Below are 15458 nucleotides of genomic sequence, written 5' to 3'. Positions count from 1 at the left end.
TGTTCCACGGCCACGAGACGCACGTCGGCGAGCTGCCGGCCCGCCCCTTCGACGACCTGACCATCGTGGCGGTCGCCCTCCAGACCCTCCCGCTCGCCGTGCGCCGGCGTTGGCCGGTCCTCTGCATGACCCTGGTATCGCTCGGGTTCGTCCTCGACCAGCTCCGCGGCTATCACGAGATAGCGGGCACCGCACTGGCCATCGCGCTGATGAGCGTCGGCGCCCACTCAGAACGCCGACGGCGTGTCACCGCCGTCGTGTTCAGCTTGGGGTACGTGTCGCTGGCGGTGGAGCTTCATCGGCTCGGCGGGACCGAGAAGGTGGAGGGATTCGCGCTGTTCTATGTCGCGCTGGTCATGGTGTGGAGGGTCGGGTCCTGGCTGCGCTCGACCCGGGCCGCCGAGGCCGAGCGCCGGAGCCGTATCGCCGAGGCCACCCTCACCGCCGAACGCACCCGCATCGCCCGCGAACTCCACGACGTCGTCACCCACCACGTCACGGCCATGGTCGTCCAGGCCGAGGCCGCGCGCTACCTGACCGCCGCACCCGACCGCCTCGACGCGACCCTGACCGCCGTCACCGACACCGGCCGGCGCGCCATCACCGACCTGCGGCACCTGCTCGACCTGCTCAACCATGGAGGTCGCCACCCACGGCGCCACCTCGCGGACCGCATCCCCTGGCGGAAGCGGACGCGGCCTCACCGGCCTCCAAGAACGCGTCGACGCCCTCGGCGGTCACTTCACCGCCCACCGCCAAGACGACGGCGGCTTCCTCGTACACGCACGCATCCCCGCGGGAAGCCCCGCACGAACCGAGTGCTCGTCCGCGACGACCAGGCGCTAACGCGCCACCGGTCACGCGCCGCGCATCCGGCGGGCATCGTCGACGATCGCTTGCAACCGTTCGCGATGGGCGCCCTTCCAGTAGAGCCGGTCGCAGGTCTGGCAGCGGGCGAACTCGTCGTGGCAGCGGCGGGTGCCGGGTTCGAGGCGGTGCTCGATCTCCGCCTTGGCGACGGGGGCGAGCAGCCCGTTGCAGGCGGTGCAGCGCGTCCAGGGGTGCAGGGGCGGTGCGAACCGGTCGAGGAGGTCGTCGAACTGCTCCTCGGGCCGGCTGCCCCGTACGAAGGCGCCGAACCACAGCTTGCGGCGGCGGAGGATGCCGCGATCCTGGGTGAGCAGGATCCTGCGCTGTGTGTTGGCCATGTCGATGAGGGTGTCGTCGTCGAGGTCGTTGTCGTACGCGGCGTCGACCCCGACGAGCCGGAGCCGCCGTGCGAGCGTGCCGAGGTGAACGTCGAGCAGGAACCTGGGCGGGGACGGCGTCGGCTGTGGCCGTGAGACGGCGAGTACGGTGACGTGCTCCCCGTCGGTGGGCCGGTGAGACGGGGCGACCGGGTCGCCCTCCCGGAGCAGCGTGCCGACCTCGGGCAGCGGCACGCCGAGCGACTCGATCACGTGTCCCAGCGAAGACGTGCCGTCGACGGCCGCCTCCACCCGCCCGTTCCGGTGCCGGGCGGCGAGGAACAGCCGCAACTCTCGCGCGAACTCGATGACGATGCCCACGCTCTCATTGTCCGCGCTCTCGGGTCTGTTGGTGTTCGTCCGTGGTCAGGGCCCGCTGCATGAGCAGCGTGTCGATCGAGTGGCCGTGCTTGTGTCCGACGCCGGTCAGCCGGCCCGCGTGGGCGAAGCCGAAACGCTGGTGCAGCGCCGCGGAGGCGCCGTTTCCGGTGTCCGCGATGACCGCGATCATCTGGCGCATGCCCGCCTGGGCGCATCGGGGCAGCAACGCGCCGAGCAGCGTTCCGCCGAGCCCCCGGCCGGTCTGGTCGGGGGCGAGATAGATCGAGTCCTCCACGGTGTACCGGTAGGCCGGTTTCGGGCGCCAGGGGCCGGCGTAGGCGTACCCGACGACGACGCCGTTCACGTCGGCGACCAGGAAGGGAAGGCCCCGGTCGGCGAGGCCGTCGAGCCGCTGCTGCCATTCGGCGACGGTCGGCGAGACCTGATCGAAGGTGATCACGGTCTGGGAGACGTAGTGCGCGTAGATTTCGGCTACGGCCCGCAGGTCGGCGGAGGCCGCGGGGCGGATGACCGCTTCGGGGACTGCCACGGCATGCTCGATTCTCTATAGCGAAACTAAGCTCTATTATAGAGGAATGCTGGAGCTCGTGACGTTGGGCAGGCGCGTTCAGGGACTGCGACGCGATCGGAGCCTGACGCTTCAGCAGCTGGCCGAAGCGGCCGACGTGAGCGTGAGCATGCTGTCGTCGGTGGAGCACGGGCAGAAGGCGCCCACGATCGTGGTTCTGGCCCGCATCGCGGACGGTCTGGGCGTGCCCCTCGTCGACCTCGTCGCCGAGCCCGATGACACTCGGATCGTCGTACGCCGCGCCGCCGACCAGGACAGCGTCGACGAACCCGGAGGGTGGCGGCGGACGATCCTCTCGCCGGTGGTGCCCGGCGTGAACTTCGAGTGGATCCGTACGACGCTGCCGCCGGACTGTGACGCGGGCGAGTTCCCGGCGTACGCCCCGGGCTCCCATGAGTACATCGTCGTCGAGTCCGGCACGCTCCGCCTGACCATCGCCGACAGGTCCGTCGACCTCGGTGAGGGTGACTCGGCCTACTTCGCCGCCGATGTCGGCCACGCGTACGCGAACGCGGGCTCCGAGCCGTGCACCTATTACGTCGCCGCGCTCATCATGCGTGCCCGTACGCCGCGTGGTTGACGCGGAGTCCGCCGGACCCGGCCCGCCGAAATCGTGGTTTCACTCCGATTTAATCGGTCGCCACTACTTTCTCTACGGCGGAGCAGCGGCTGATTTCAAAGGTGGTACAGGTGAAACTCTGGCGAATCGGGACCCGAACGGTCATCGCCCTTTCCGTTCTGATCGGCGCGACCGGCGCGGCGGGTATGACCGCCGCCGCGCGGGCCGACGAGCCGCAGACGCCGGGTGAGGTGCTGCAGGCCGGCGTGGCGAGAATGCAGTTGGAACAGAAACTGCCCGGCGTCATCGGTATGGTCCGCGACGGAGACAGCGTCGCTTATGCCCACGCGGGCTGGGGCGACATGTTCATGCGGTGCCGGCGGACCCGAAGGCGTGGTTCCGTATCGGCAGCAACACCAAGCAGTTCACGTCCACCGTGCTGCTGCAACTGGAGGCCGAGCCACAGCCTGCCTTTCGCGTTCGCCGAAAACGTTATAGCGAACGTATCCGTCGGGACCGAAGGCTGCATCAAGGCCTTCCGGGCTGCGGAAAAAACCCGTTGATCTGCGGAAGAGGGATCGCTCTACGATTCGTCCGACGTGAACCATGGAGGTAGAAGCCTCGCAGACTGAAATACCATTGGGACCGCACCGGTCACGAACGCTCGCCGGGTGTGAGGGTGCCCCTCACAGGGCCCGCGGGTCTGCTGGGGGTTCGTCGTTACTGCGCTCGGCGTCGGGTGCTTCCGGGCGGAGCTGCCCGGACAGCCGGTGGAGCGTCCGCAGGTCGTCGTGTGACAGTTCCGACAGTACGGCGGGTGGCCGGTAGAGGCGGTTGCGCACTTGTGTGCGGAGGCGCCTGCCGCGATCGCTCAGCACGACGACCTTGACGCGCCGGTCGGTCTCGTGGGCCTGGCGCTCGACCAGGCCTTGCTTCTCCAGCCGGTCGACGATCCAGGTGACGGTCGAGGCGTCGCAGCGCCACATGTCGGCCAGGGCGCGCATCGGCTCGCGGCGGCCTGGGGCCAGCCGCATGAGGGCCTTGAGATCGCCGGCGCTGACGCCGAACTCGGCGACGGACGCCAGATGAAGCTCGTGCTCGTCCAGGAAGAAGTCGTACAGCGCTTTCCAGATCTCGGCCTTGAGTTGCTCGTCCTGGTCGGGGCCGCGTTCTTCCATGACGGCCATGGTACGTCCGTAGGATCGCTCAGAATATTCGATGAGTCAAATAGTTGGACTCATCAAAGCTTCTGCTACCGTCGAGGCTCACAGCACATCGAGCTTCGGGAGTCGCGATGACCGTCCTGGTGACCGGTGCCACCGGTCGAGTCGGTAGCCGGTTCGTCCCCCGCCTGCTGCAGCAGGCACCACCCGTCCGCATCCTGGTCCGTGACCCGGTTCGGGCCGAGCCTCTCGGCCGGCTCGGCGCCGAGCTCGCCGTGGGCGACCTGCGTGACCCGGGCACTCTCGAGCAGGCGCTCAAGGGCGTCGAGACGATCGTTCACCTGGGTGCGGCGTTCCGCGGCGTGCCCGATGAGGAAGCGGTCACGGTCAACCACACCGCGACGGTCGCGTTGGCCGAGTCCGCCCTTCGAGCAGGCGTCGGCCGGTTCGTCTACGCCAGTACCACACGGGTCTACGGGCCGGGCCGGGGTCGCCCGGCGTCGGAGGCCGACGAGCTCGCGCCACCCGGGCAGGCCTACCCGGCGAGCAAGGTGGCCGCCGAAGAAGCACTCGTGCGACTCCACCGAACCGAGGGACTGCCCCTGCGCATCGCCCGGTTGGCGTTCGTCTACGGCGAGGGAGATCCGCACCTGGCCGAATCGCTGCTGTGGGCACGTGACTGGCCGCTGCACAAGCGCCTGCACATGGTGCACCACGCCGACGTCGGCCAAGCCCTCCTACGCCTCGTCCAGGCGAACGGCGTGGACGGCCAGATCTACAACGTGGCCGACGACGCGCCCGTCACCGCCCTCGAACTGCTCGACCTCAACCGCGAGCCGGCCGCCGATGAAGCGGCGAGCCGGACCCTCGACGATCCTTGGGAAGGCATCGTCGACACCGCCAAGATCCGCCGCGAACTCGGCTTCCGTCCCGTCCACCCCACCGTCCACACCGCCAAAGACGCCGGAGCTCTGTGACGCGGCTAACCGGGGAACGTGAGCACTTCGGCGCCTGGGCGGAACGGGCTCAGCAGGGCGGACTCGGTGCCGTGTAGTTCGCCGGCGATCAGGTCCGCCAGCAGGGGTGCGAGTGTGATGCCGTCGCGGGTGACCACCGCGTACACGCGGTACGCGTGGTCCACGAAGCCGGCGGCCGTACGGCCGCGGCACGGGCCCGCGTGCTGGGCGACGCGTACCTGTTCCACGTGTGCGCCGTCGGTGCCGGTCAGCAGTTCCGGCAGTCGCGACAGCAGTTCCGCGCCGACTCGGGGAGGCGGTGGCAGCGCCGGGTCGGCCGCCGCGTCCAGGTCCGGGGCGCGCAGCAGCAGGCGGCCCCCGCCGTCCGGGCGCACGCTCAGGCGGTCCGTCGTCAGGACCCGCGACAGCGGGGCCGTCACCGGCGTCGTGCTCGCCAGGAAGCCGCCCGTGTGCGCGCCCGGCATGCGCGAGTCGAGCGTCGCGACGTCCAGCAGCGTGCCGGTCCAGCGGCCCGCGCAGCTCACCACGTAGTCGGCGGTGCGCACGTCGCCGTCCGCGAGCACGACGTTCGCCCCCGACCCGTTCGACCGGATCTCCCGTACGGCGACGCCCGTCTCGACGTCGGCGCCGCCCGCGCGTGCCTCGGCCAGCAGGCGGCCGAGCAGCCGGGCCGGGAAGACGTGCGCCTCCTCCGGGAACAGGACGTACTCGGTGCCGTCCGGGCGTGGGACCAGGCCCGGTTCCAGCTCGGCGGCCCGGTCGGCGGTGATCCGCTCGACGGCGTAGTCGCGGCCGGCGAGCCAGTCCACGCGGCGGTTCAGCTCCTCCAGGCCCGCTCGCTCCGTCGCCCACATCAGGTGTCCGGTCGGCACGAACGCGTCGCTGCCGAGCGCGTGGTGGGCGTGGACGGCGGCGTGGGTCAGCGTGTGGTACGACTCCGACTCCGGGTGGTCCGCGGCGACCAGGCCGAATGACGCGCCGGTGGTGCCGGCGCCGGGGAAGCGTTCCTCCAGCACCGTGACCCGCGCCCCGCGGCGGGTCAGCCCGGCCGCGACCGCGGCGCCCACGATGCCCGCTCCGATGATCACGACTCGCACGAGGGCTCCTTTCGCTCCCCCGCGCCTCGCGGAGGCCTTGATCGCGACGGTAGCGAACAGAAGGGGCGCGATCACCAATGTTCAACCTGGTCAGATGGTGTGTCGCGGCTCCGGGCGGGTCCGCTGGGCCCAGCGGGCGAGTGCCGGTAGGGGCGCCGAGCAGCCGAGGAACACCACGGCGACGAGGAGCCATCCCGCCGCACCGAGCCCGGTGAGCGCCAGCGTGAACACCGCGGGCGCGAACATCTGCACCGTCGCGGTGGCCGCCTCCGACGCGCCCTGGTACGCGCCGCGGGCGTCCTCGGGCATCAGGGTGATCGACAGGCCCCAGCTCGCCGCGACGAAGCCGAGCTCGCCCGCCACGTGGAACAGCGCCGCGACGACGACCACCGTCGCCGCGACCGGTACGGGACCGGCCCCCGTGGTGGCCAGGAGCACGCAGCTCGCCGCGAGCGCGACGCCGGACCGCACCGCCGTACGCGCCGAGGCGCCGACGCCGCGCGCCAGCCGGGAGGCGGGCACCTGGAGCAGGGCGATCCCGACCGAACTGATCACTACGACGGCGCCGCTCAGCGCCAGCGGGAGCCGGCCGGATCGGGAGACCCACAGCGGAAGACCCGTGGACAGCATGGCCCAGCACAGGGAGAGCCCCGCCGTGGTCCCGACGACGGCGAGGTACGGGCGGTCGCGCAGCACCGGCCGGACCCGGGCCGTACGCGACCGGGCGACCGGCGCCACGGCCGGGACGGTCGCGGTCACGGCGGCCAGCACGAGGAAGCCGGCCGCGTCGCCCCCGATCGCCGCGAGGTATCCGGCGGGCCGGTCGGCCGACAGCACCAGCGCGCCGAGTCCGGCGCCGAGGGCGTACCCGACGTGCTGGGCGACGCGTTGCCCGGCGAGCGTCCTCACCCGTTCGGCGTCCCCGCCGACCAGGCCGGCCACCATCGCGGTCCGCGCCGCGGTGGCGCCGTTGGCCGGCGCCGTGAACAGGACCGTGACCACCAGGAACGCCACGGTGCCGTGGACGACCAGGTAGCCCGCCATCGCCGCCGCCCGTACGAGAGTGACCGTGATGAGGACTCCGCGCGGGCCGTGGCGGTCGGCGAGGGCCCCGATCGGCACGGCCAGGGCCAGCCCGGCGCCTCCGGCCAGCGCCATGGCGAGGCCGACGGTCGGCGCGGGCAGGCGCAGGACCCGGGTGAAGTACAGCGCCCAGATGGTGAACCACAGGCCGTCGCCCAGCGCCGACACCCCGCGCCCCCAGAGCAGGCGCCGCAGCCCCGGCCGTACCGCCGAGAGCGTCATCGTTGTCACCATGCCACCCTTCAGAGATGCCTGAAAGGTGAATGTAGCCACGTAGGCCGGGAGGCGGCAATCATCATTCACGGTTACATGAATGGTGATAGTCTGGGCGGCGTGGCGGAGTGGATCGATCCTCGGCACCCGGTGACCAGCGCGGTGACCGCGCTCGCGCGGGAGCTCGCCGATCCGATCCGGCTCACCGCCCTGCAGTTCCTCGCCATCGAGGGCCCGCACACGCTCACCCAGCTCGCCGACGCCCTCGGCGTGACCGCGCCCCGCCTGGGCAACCATCTGGCACGGCTGCGCGCGGCCGGGCTGGTCGACGTCGAGCACTCCGGACGGCACGCGGTCTACCGCGTGTCCGCCCCCGGTCTCGGCGATGTGCTCGCGGCGCTCTCCCGGTACGCGCACGCCGATCCCGGGGCCGGGCCCCGACGGGCCGTCACCACCGCCGACACCGCGCGGACCTGCTACGACCACCTCGCCGGGCGGCTCGGCGTCGCGGTGTTCGGCGCGCTCGTCCAGCGGGGCGCGCTGACCGGCGACGGCCGGAGCCTGGGACCCGATCCCGCGTTCTTCGCCGAGCTCGGCGTCGACGTCGCGGCGGTCGACCCGGGGCGCCGCAAGCTCGCCACCGCCTGCCTGGACCGTACGCGGAGGCTTCCGCACCTCGGTGGGGCGCTCGGCCGCTGCGTGCTCGACGCCTTCGTCGACCGGGGCCTCGTCGCGCCGGCCGGTGGGCGGGAGCTGACGGTGACGGCGGCGGGCGCCGAGCGGCTGCCCGTCCTGCTGCCCGGGTTCACCCCGTCCTGAGGAGCGCGAGCCGGTAGTCGCCGGGCGTGACGCCGTAGTAGCGCGTGAACCAGCGCGTGAGGTGACTCTGGTCGGCGAACCCCGTACGGGCCGCGACGTCGCTCAGCGGCTCGCCGGCGGCGATCAGCCCCCGGGCGGCCCGCAGCCGCAGCTGCCGCTGGTAGTCGCTCGGCGCCATGCCGTACGACGCCCGGAACGCGCGGTAGACCGCGTAGCGGGTACGGCCGGTCGCGGCGGCGAGGTCGTCGGCGGTGATGTCCTCCAGGTACGCGTCGTGGATGACGTCCCGCGCGAGGGCGGCGACCGCGGAGTCCGGAGCCGTGGTCCGGTCGGACCGCGACCGCGTGGCGCGGCGGGTGAGGCACGCGACCGTGGCCGCGAGCAGTTCGTCGCGCCGCAGGGCCGGTGCGCCGCCGAGCAGCGCGCGGTGCAGGGCGTGGACGTGCCGCGCGGCGACCGGATCGTCGATCACCGGCTCGGCGAACAGCGGCAGAGCGGCCGGGCGCCCGTCCCGGTCGGAGAGCACGTCCCGTACGAGACCGGGCCCGATGTGCACCATGCGGTAGGTGAAGCCGAGCCCGTCGGCGGCGTGTCCGTCGTGCGGATCGTCGGGGTTGAACGCCATCACCATGCCGCTGGCGCTGGTGTGCGCACCGCCGCGGCACGTGAACGACTGGGCGCCGCTCTCCGTGACGCCGAAGGAGTAGGACTCGTGGCTGTGCCGGTGGTAGACATGCCGCTCGAAGTGCGCGTGCATGGCCTCCAGCGGTCGGTCACCCGAGTGCCAGTAACGGGACCAATCGCGTGACATCGCCCCATTGTCGCTCGTCAGAGGCGCACGAGCGTTCAAGACCCCGGCGGGCCGCCGCGCCAGGATCGGTCCCATGCGATTCGATACCAAGATCGGCATTGTGGTCCGGGAGGATCTGGCCGTCTGGCAGAAGCTCAACGTCACCGCGTTCCTGGCCGGTGCGGTCGCCGCGAACCACCCCGAGGTCATCGGCGAGCCGTACGAGGACGGCTCCGGCACCGGGTACCTGTCGATGTTCCGCCAGCCCGTGCTCGTCTACGCCGCCGACGCCGAGGCGCTCGGCCGGGTGCGCGCCTCGGCCGTGAACCGCGGCCTGGACGTCGCCGTCTTCACCGAGGACATGTTCAAGACCGGGCACGACGAGGCCAACCGCGCCGCGGTCCGCGCCGTGGCGGCCGAGGACCTGGCGCTGGTGGGTCTCGTGGTGTTCGGGTCGAAGAACCCCCTGGACAAGACGCTCAAAGGGCTGCCCCTGCACCCCTGAGGTCAGGACAGCGTCACGTCGTCGAACTTGGCCGACGTCGGGTCGCCGAAGTAGCCGTCGTCGTGGCTCAGCAGCGTGAGGGTGTACGCGTGGCCGGCGACGACCGGAGCCTCGGCCTTCTCCCACCTGTTGTCGTACGTGCAGGTCCGGGGGAGCACCGTGCGGGTGGCCCCGGTCGTGTCGTCGCGCAGTGAGGCGGTCACCCAGTCGTAGCGCACCCGGTCCGGGCAGCTGACGTTGTACCAGAACGACAACCTGCGGTTGCCGCGGACGGCGGTGAAGCTCTGCCGGATGACGGAGTCGCCCTTCTTCGGGTCGTCGGGGTACCCGAGCAGCGCCGCGTACCCGCCGCTGTGCGGATGGTCCTTGGTCACGCCGGTCACCACGCCTGCGGACGTCCAGCCGGCCAGCGAGCCGGTCTCGAACCCGCCGTTGGCGAGCGGCCGGAGCGCCACCGCGGCCGTACGCGCCACGGCGGCCGTACGCGCCGGGACGCCGCCGCTCCTGACGGCCTGACCCGCGACGGCTCCGCCCGCCACGGCTCCGTGCGGTACGCCGGGACGGGACGCCGCCGGGGCCGGGTGGGCGGCGCCGGCCTCGCGGGCCCGCGCCCGGCTCGACCCCGCCTGGCCGGCGCGGAAGGCGTCCACGCCGTCGGGCGTGCCGAGGCCGGTCGGGCCGTCGTAGCCGGGGCCCGCGGTGCAGAGGTACGGCGGGGTGCAGGTGCCGGTGCTGCCCTCGACGATGTCGTGCAGCCTGCCCGCGTGCGCGTACGGCACCGAGGCCGCGTACCCGTTGGCGGGCAGGGAGCCGGCCAGGGCGTAGGTTCCGGCGATGATCGGCGCTGCCGCGCTGGTGCCGCCGACGACCTGCCAGCCGCCGAACCCGAACGTGTCATAGACCGCGACGCCCGTGTGCGGGTCGGCGACCGCCGCGACGTCGGCGACGGTGCGGCGTGAGCAGCCGGTGTCCTTCTGCCACGGCGGCTTCGGCGCCCGCGTCGAGCAGCCGGAGCCCGAACCGCTCCACGCCGTCTCGTTCCAGCCGCGCGCGTTGGCCGCCCGGTTGAGCGACGTGCCGCCGACCGCGGTGACGTGCGGGGCGGTGGCCGGGAACAGCACGCCGTAGCCGCTGTCGCCGGAGGCCGCGGTGATCGCGACACCCGGATGGTCGAAGTGCTGGAAGTCGCTCGCGCTCGCGGACGCCGCCTCCGGGCCGCCGTAGCTGTTGGAGATGTACCTGGCGCCGAGGCGTACGGCGGTGTCGACGCCCTTGCCCAGACCGGGGATCGAGGGCTGGTCGGCCTCGACGAGGAGGATCTTGCAGTTCGGGCAGGTCGCCGAGACCATGTCGAGGTCGAGGGACATCTCCTCGGCCCAGCTGCTGTCGGCGCGGGGCAGCCGGCTGCCGCCGTCGGCGTTGACCTTGCGGAAGCAGCCGTTCGCGGTGGTGCACGGCGGCAGGCCGTACTGCGCGCGGTACACGGCGAGGTCCGACTCGGCCTTGGGATCGTCGTAGACGTTGATGATGGCGACCGTCTGGCCCTTGCCGGCGGTCGCGGTCGGGAGCCGGTAGGCGTCGCGCAGGTCGGTGGCGCCCAGCCCGGCGGGCGCGCGCTGCGGCTGGACGCCGTGCAGCGGTTTCACGTCGGTGCGTACGAGCGCGAGGCAGGTCACCATGCCCGGCTGGGACGTGTCGGGGCACGCCCGTTTGACCGGAGCCGCGGCGAGCGGATCGGCGCCGTGGTCCGGCGAGCCGACGTCGGCGCGGGCCGGCGCGGAGACGAGCGCCAGGGCGGCCAGCGCGGCGATTCCGGCACGTCTCGCCCGCCGGGTGGGGATGAACACATCTGCTCCCTTCACGGCGGGAACCGGGCTCGAGACGAACGAGACGAGCGGCATCCGCGCGGCGTATCGGTCATTTAACTTCTGTCGCAGACAACGCGGCCACAGATCGGGCCGCGCATCAATTCAATTCCCGCGACCGCTTCCGTCAATCTGGCTGCTGACCTGCTAAGAGTCGGCGGACGGCTGTCGTTTATTGCTGCTTATCGTGCAAATTGTCAGAGCAAAGGAGATCAGTGCCGCCTTTCAGGGAAACGGCCTGACCTGGTCAGCTCGCGTGCTTTCGTCGTTCGGCGATCTATACTGCGGCAATGTAAGACGGGAGAAAAAGGGGCGGCCTGTTGCGTGACGAGAGTGCGACGACCGGGGCCGATGGTGGCTGGGAGAATCAATTGGCCGGAGATGTCGCCGGAGCCGCCGTGCAGGCCCGCTCCATTCACGGCGACGTGCAGTTCAACTTCGGCACTCCCGCCGCGCTCCCCGCGCCGGCGCAGTTACCCTCCGCCGGGTTCTTCGCCGACCGCACGCGCGAACTGGCGGCGCTGCGGCGGCTCGCCGAGCGACCGCCGGAGACCGGCGCTCCGCTGATCGTCGTGGTCAGCGGTACGGGCGGCGTCGGCAAGACCACCCTCGCGCTCCGCTGGCTGCACCAGATCCGCGAGTCCTACACCGACGGCCAGCTCTTCGTCGACCTGCGCGGATTCTCCGGGCAGCGGCCGATGCCGCCGGCCGAGCCACTCGAACGCTTCCTGCGCGCGCTCGGCGTCGACGCCGCCGCGGTGCCGGCCGACGCCGAGGAGCAGGCGACGCTGTTCCGCACCCTGACCACGGGCCGGCGCCTGATCGTCATGCTCGACAACGCCGTGTCGGCCGCCCAGGTGCGCCCGCTGCTGCCCGGCCCGGGACCGGCCCTGGTCGTGGTCACGACGCGCCACCGCCTCACGGGCCTCGCCGTGGACGGCGCGCGCTTCCTCGACGTCGCGCCGCTCGACGACGAGGGAGCGGTCGAACTGCTCGACCGTCTCCTCGGCGACGGGCGCGTCGCGGGCGAGCGTGAGCAGGCCGTCGCCCTCGTCGCGCTGTGCGGGCGGTTGCCGCTGGCCGTGTGCGCCTCGGGAGTGCGCCTCGCCGCGCGGCGGCGCTGGCCGATCGCACGGGTCGTCCGCGAGCTGACCGACGAGACACGCCGGCTGGCCACGCTCGTCGGGGATGAGGACGACGCGTCGGTGCAGGCGGTCTTCAACGCCTCCTACGGCGCGGTCCCCGACGAGGCCGCCCGGAGGCTGTACCGCCTGCTCGGCCTGCACCCGGGCACCGACTTCGACGCCGGAGCCGCCGCGGCGCTCCTGGGTGCCGGCGCCGAGGAGGCCGCCAACCTGCTGGACCTCCTGGCCGGGGCGAACCTCCTCCAGGAGGGTCCCGGCGACCGCTACCACTTCCACGACCTGGTGCGCCTGCACGCGCGGGGCGAGGCCGACGTCTCCGAGTCCGCGGCCGGTCGCGCGGAGGCCGTGCGGCGTCTCACCGACTGGTACCTGCGGACGGCCGTCGCGGCCGACCTGGCCGTCATGCCGGGCCGCTGGCACCTGGGCGGTCACTACGACGAAGCACGGCGCGGTGCCGCCGCCTTCGACGGCCGGGAGGACGCGCTCGGCTGGCTGGAACGCGAGCGCGCCAACCTCGTGGCCGTGGTGGAGAACGCCCACGACGCGGGACTGCACGAGGCCGCCTGGCAGCTCTGCGAGGCGATGTGGCCGCTGTTCCTGCTGCGCAAGCACTACGGCAGCTGGCTCGAATCGCACGAGGTCGGGCTGGCCGCCGCGCGGGAGTGCGGTGACGCCAAGGCGGAGTCCCGCATGCTCACCGCGCTGGGCACGGCCCACCTCAACCGCCGGGACTTCCGGTCCGCCATCGACTACAACGGCCGAGCGCTGCGGCTCGACCCCCCGGGCGGGCATCCGCTCGGCGAGGCGTCCGCCCTGGAGGGTCTCGGCGTGGCCGAGTTCGCGACGGGCCACGGCGAGCGCGCCATCGGTCACTTCGCGCGGGCCCGGGCGATCCACGAGGAGCTCGGACGCCCGCGCGGTGTCGCCCTGATGACCCGCCACCTCGGTGAGGCGGAGAGCGCGATCGGCCGCCACGACGAGGCGATCGCGCACTTCACAGCGGCGCTCCGCTGGTTCGAGGCGCAGGAGGAGCACTATCACCAGGCCCGTACGCTGGGCGGCCTCGCGACGGTGTACCTGCGCGCGGACCGGCTCGGCGAGGCCGCCGACGCGCTGGCCCGGGCGCTCGTGAGCGCCCGGACCGCGGGTGCCCGGCACGAGGAGGCCGGCGTGCACGTCTTGCTCGCCGATCTCGCCGAGCGGCGCGCCGAGCCGGACGAGGTGCGCGACCGGTTGCGGGCCGCGCTGACTATCTACACCGAGCTCGGCGCACCGCAGGCAGACGAGGTCACGAGGCGACTTGCCACACCTCCGGACGCCCCATCACGCTGATCCGCACGCCCGTCCGGCCGTCGTGCAGACATCCGTCGTCGAGCGCGTCGAGGGGCCGGCCGGTCACCGTCCACGTGTGGACGAACGATGCGTACGGCCACACGTCCACGGTCCCGGGCCCGAGCGGCACCAGCCGCGCGAACCAGTCGGCGGCGACCTCCAGCAGATACTCGCCGCCCGGTCGGCCGAATGCCGCCACGAGACACCCCGGGCATCGGGCGCGCAGGGCCGCCACCCGTCCGAGCGGCCCGTCAGCGACGATCACATCCGCGATCGGCGGCCAGGGCCCGGGGACGCCGGCGTCCGCGAGCAGGTGCTCGTCGGCGAACCCAGAGTCGCCGGGATGACGCATGTCGATCGCCACACGGTGGACCACCGCCGTGGTCGGCGGCGTCGCCGGTCCCGTGACGACGACGCGCCGCCGGTCGGGGCCGGGTAAGGGGTACGGGTCCGCGTCGTCCGGCGCCGGATACACCCGGACGCGCCACGCGCTCGTGTCCATCAGGCGGCCCGCAGCCCGTCGCGAGACACGCAGTACGGCAGCGGCACCGGTTCCAGCCGGGCCGGGTGGTCCGGTTCGGCCAGCCGCATCAGCCGGTACATCTCCCGCCGCAGGATCTGCGCGGCGCGCCCCGGCACGGAGGTGAGCTCCGTACGGAGCGCGGCGTGGACGTCCTCGCCGAAGCACCCGGTGGAGGCGCGGAGCTGCGGGGACAGCGGCGCGTCCCAGTCGATCCTCGGCGCGATCGCACCGAGGCGGGAGATGTGCGAGCCCGGCTCGACGTCATCCTCGGCGAACGCCCCAAGGGCGACGGGCACGCCCAGCGCGGCCCCGTAGTAGGTGACCGAGCCGTGGTCCCCGATCACGTGGTCGGCCGCGATCAGCGCGGCACGCCAGCCCTCCTCCGGCGGCAGCAGCCGTACGCCGTGGCGCAGGCAGTCGGTGTGCCAGCGCGTCACCTGCCGCCGCCCCGAGATGGTCCAGATGCCCGGGTGGAGCGCCGCCACCACCGCGTACTCCTCGCGTGAGAGCTGGGCGGCGACGCGGAACAGCACGTCCGGGTGCCGCCCGAACAGCGAGTGCGCGCCCCAGGTCGAGGTGACCAGGACCAGCCGCCGTCCGCGCCCGACGCCGAAGGCGCGCCGGTAGGCCGCGCGCCGCCACCGGCTCTCGACGAGCCGGTCGAAGCACGGGTCGCCGCCGACGACCGCCACGGGTAACGCCTCGGGACAGTCGCGCTCGAGCAGGCGCAGGTGCCGCTCGTGCGGCAGCACGTACGCCGACGGGACGACCCGTCCGCCGACCACCAGGCGGTCGCGGAGCACGCCGGTGACCGGGCGGGGCGCGGCCGGCCCGGCTCCCTCGATGCGCGGGTAGAGCTTGCCGGGACCGGACCCGTGCGGCAGCGTCAGGACGGGCGCGTGCAGGCTCTCCAGCCGTCCGTTCGACGCCGCGACCGCCAGGTCGAAGGGCGTCCGGATCGCCTGGCTCCAGGGCACCGTCAGGCCGCCCAGGCGGTGTAGGTAGTCCGCGAGCCCGCCGGTGAAGTGCGACGACGGCGCGGCCGTGTAGACGACCTGAATCCGGCGGTCGCTCTCCAGCAGCGGAAGCACTTCGGCCAGCCGCGTGCCGGCGGTGAGGTGATGGACGACGGCGAGCACCGTCCGCTGGCCCGGCACGGTCGTTCCCCTGGCCGCGTCCAGCCCGAAGGGCCCCGGGACCCATTCGTCGTTCGACAACCTGATCCTCCCC

At 72.7% G+C, this 15458-nt stretch carries 15 protein-coding genes and 1 pseudogene; 7 read left to right on the top strand and 9 right to left on the bottom strand.

Features of this window, described 5'->3' with window-relative positions; genetic code table 11:
• Window positions 1-65 precede the first annotated feature (65 nt).
• Window positions 66-578: pseudogene (locus tag ABEA10_RS51205) on the top strand (histidine kinase); the annotation flags it as partial.
• A gap of 279 nt (window positions 579-857) precedes the next feature.
• Here the strand turns inward: ABEA10_RS51205 and ABEA10_RS20750 are convergent.
• Both ABEA10_RS20750 and ABEA10_RS20745 read right to left on the bottom strand, forming a co-directional pair.
• A complete protein-coding gene (locus ABEA10_RS20750) occupies window positions 858-1562 on the bottom strand; it encodes a Mut7-C RNAse domain-containing protein (protein ID WP_425550932.1) in 705 nt (234 codons plus the stop codon).
• A 10-nt stretch (window positions 1563-1572) separates the two neighbouring features.
• Window positions 1573-2118, bottom strand: coding sequence for a GNAT family N-acetyltransferase (locus ABEA10_RS20745; RefSeq protein ID WP_345466182.1), 546 nt, complete (start codon window positions 2116-2118; stop codon window positions 1573-1575).
• 46 nt (window positions 2119-2164) lie between these two features.
• On the opposite strand from ABEA10_RS20745, the gene ABEA10_RS20740 reads away from it, so the two are divergent.
• Together ABEA10_RS20740 and ABEA10_RS20735 are read left to right on the top strand one after the other, a co-directional pair.
• Window positions 2165-2737 carry a helix-turn-helix domain-containing protein gene (locus ABEA10_RS20740; RefSeq protein WP_345466179.1) on the top strand — a complete coding sequence of 191 codons (573 nt, stop codon included), beginning with the start codon at window positions 2165-2167 and terminating at the stop codon, window positions 2735-2737.
• A gap of 110 nt (window positions 2738-2847) precedes the next feature.
• Entirely contained in the window at window positions 2848-3279 is a 432-nt protein-coding gene (locus ABEA10_RS20735) for a hypothetical protein (protein ID WP_345466176.1), read from the top strand.
• A gap of 123 nt (window positions 3280-3402) precedes the next feature.
• Here ABEA10_RS20735 and ABEA10_RS20730 read toward each other — a convergent pair whose 3' ends face one another.
• A complete protein-coding gene (locus ABEA10_RS20730; protein WP_345466174.1) occupies window positions 3403-3894 on the bottom strand; it encodes a MarR family winged helix-turn-helix transcriptional regulator in 492 nt (163 codons plus the stop codon).
• A gap of 116 nt (window positions 3895-4010) precedes the next feature.
• Here ABEA10_RS20730 and ABEA10_RS20725 point away from each other — a divergent pair, with 116 nt between their 5' ends.
• The gene (locus ABEA10_RS20725) at window positions 4011-4856 is read left to right on the top strand and encodes an NAD-dependent epimerase/dehydratase family protein (RefSeq protein WP_345466172.1); all 846 of its coding nucleotides are present in this window, start codon (window positions 4011-4013) and stop codon (window positions 4854-4856) included.
• 5 nt (window positions 4857-4861) lie between these two features.
• Here the strand turns inward: ABEA10_RS20725 and ABEA10_RS20720 are convergent, their stop codons facing one another.
• Both ABEA10_RS20720 and ABEA10_RS20715 read right to left on the bottom strand, forming a co-directional pair.
• Entirely contained in the window at window positions 4862-5953 is a 1092-nt protein-coding gene (locus ABEA10_RS20720) for an NAD(P)/FAD-dependent oxidoreductase (protein ID WP_345466170.1), read from the bottom strand.
• Window positions 5954-6043: 90 nt separating this feature from the next.
• Window positions 6044-7258, bottom strand: a complete 1215-nt coding sequence (locus ABEA10_RS20715) for an MFS transporter (RefSeq protein ID WP_345466168.1) — start codon at window positions 7256-7258, stop codon at window positions 6044-6046.
• 111 nt (window positions 7259-7369) lie between these two features.
• Here ABEA10_RS20715 and ABEA10_RS20710 point away from each other — a divergent pair, with 111 nt between their 5' ends.
• Window positions 7370-8068 (top strand): ArsR/SmtB family transcription factor, encoded by a 699-nt coding sequence (locus ABEA10_RS20710; protein ID WP_345466166.1) that lies wholly within the window; start codon window positions 7370-7372, stop codon window positions 8066-8068.
• Here the strand turns inward: ABEA10_RS20710 and ABEA10_RS20705 are convergent.
• On the bottom strand, window positions 8055-8879 hold the full coding sequence (locus tag ABEA10_RS20705) for a helix-turn-helix transcriptional regulator (RefSeq protein WP_345466164.1): 825 nt from the start codon (window positions 8877-8879) through the stop codon (window positions 8055-8057). The genes ABEA10_RS20710 and ABEA10_RS20705 overlap by 14 nt on opposite strands.
• A gap of 73 nt (window positions 8880-8952) precedes the next feature.
• Here ABEA10_RS20705 and ABEA10_RS20700 point away from each other — a divergent pair, with 73 nt between their 5' ends.
• Window positions 8953-9363, top strand: a complete 411-nt coding sequence (locus ABEA10_RS20700; RefSeq protein ID WP_345466161.1) for a DUF2000 family protein — start codon at window positions 8953-8955, stop codon at window positions 9361-9363.
• Window positions 9364-9365: 2 nt separating this feature from the next.
• Here ABEA10_RS20700 and ABEA10_RS20695 read toward each other — a convergent pair whose 3' ends face one another.
• The gene (locus tag ABEA10_RS20695) at window positions 9366-11210 is read right to left on the bottom strand and encodes a S8 family serine peptidase (protein WP_345466159.1); all 1845 of its coding nucleotides are present in this window, start codon (window positions 11208-11210) and stop codon (window positions 9366-9368) included.
• A gap of 338 nt (window positions 11211-11548) precedes the next feature.
• On the opposite strand from ABEA10_RS20695, the gene ABEA10_RS20690 reads away from it, so the two are divergent.
• Window positions 11549-13705, top strand: coding sequence for a tetratricopeptide repeat protein (locus ABEA10_RS20690; protein WP_345466157.1), 2157 nt, complete (start codon window positions 11549-11551; stop codon window positions 13703-13705).
• Here the strand turns inward: ABEA10_RS20690 and ABEA10_RS20685 are convergent.
• Both ABEA10_RS20685 and ABEA10_RS20680 read right to left on the bottom strand, forming a co-directional pair.
• Window positions 13662-14207 carry a hypothetical protein gene (locus ABEA10_RS20685; protein WP_345466155.1) on the bottom strand — a complete coding sequence of 182 codons (546 nt, stop codon included), beginning with the start codon at window positions 14205-14207 and terminating at the stop codon, window positions 13662-13664. The two genes, ABEA10_RS20690 and ABEA10_RS20685, sit on opposite strands and share 44 nt — an antisense overlap.
• Window positions 14207-15445 (bottom strand): hypothetical protein, encoded by a 1239-nt coding sequence (locus tag ABEA10_RS20680; RefSeq protein ID WP_345466153.1) that lies wholly within the window; start codon window positions 15443-15445, stop codon window positions 14207-14209. Before ABEA10_RS20680 ends, ABEA10_RS20685 begins: the two co-directional genes overlap by 1 nt.
• Window positions 15446-15458 lie beyond the last annotated feature (13 nt).

Origin of the sequence: Actinoallomurus oryzae, from assembly GCF_039541955.1 — a bacterium.
In the GTDB taxonomy this organism is placed as follows: Bacteria; Actinomycetota; Actinomycetes; order Streptosporangiales; family Streptosporangiaceae; genus Actinoallomurus; species Actinoallomurus oryzae.
The sequence above is the reverse complement of the archived record's forward strand: the minus strand, read 5'-3'. Positions and strand labels throughout refer to the sequence as shown.